Raw genomic sequence first — 686 nt, 5'->3', positions numbered from 1 at the left:
TTTTGGCTTTGTCTGATGACGATTTCTTTGTCTTTTGCGCGATAATCGTTTCCTCCCTTTTGTTCGGGAGAGTCGCGTGATATTTTCGAATTCTCCCTGCTTTTTCTTTTATTTGGCTGGTGATTTAAAAGCATTGAAAATTCTGATATCCGACGTGGTGACTCGTATGTTGATAAGCAGCCTTAACGTGGTTTTGATTTGTTTTGAAACGGCTTATGTTGTGAGATAATTTCTCACAGTTTGCCTAATAGATTTTGTTAGAATGTAATGCTTTATTTTTATACATATTCGTGGAAAAACACTATTTTACAACATATCTATAAAATATGATCGTTTTCCCGAAAATGTGTACGTTTAACTTATATCATCTGCTTTCCGAAAGTCTTTAGGTATTCCTGCGCAGTCTTTAGTGATATGTTCAATTTTTTCTGCAAGCGCTCCAAAATTGCGTCTTCCTTCAATCCAAGATCATAGCATGTGTCAATAATTCCACGCGCTTCTCCTCTCGCTTCTCCTCTTGCTACATCCTGCTCTATTTCATCTTTCATTAATTCCCGTAATGCTTCGCACATACCATTCGCCCTCCTTACCTTCTGATATATTTCATAATTCGCACTGACACTTGCCTGTAATACTGCGTCTATATTATTCCGCTCCCGCGGTGTCTTCATATTTTCTGTCTGTTC

1 pseudogene is annotated in these 686 nt (G+C 37.9%); it reads right to left on the bottom strand.

What is annotated here, in order from left to right:
• Window positions 1–359: 359 nt before the first annotated feature.
• Window positions 360–686: pseudogene (locus tag DXA60_RS18540) on the bottom strand (hypothetical protein); the annotation flags it as partial.

It is taken from the genome of Roseburia sp. OF03-24, assembly GCF_003463035.1.
Lineage (GTDB): Bacteria > Bacillota > Clostridia > Lachnospirales > Lachnospiraceae > Roseburia > Roseburia rectibacter.
This window is presented reverse-complemented; position numbering and strand designations above follow the sequence as displayed.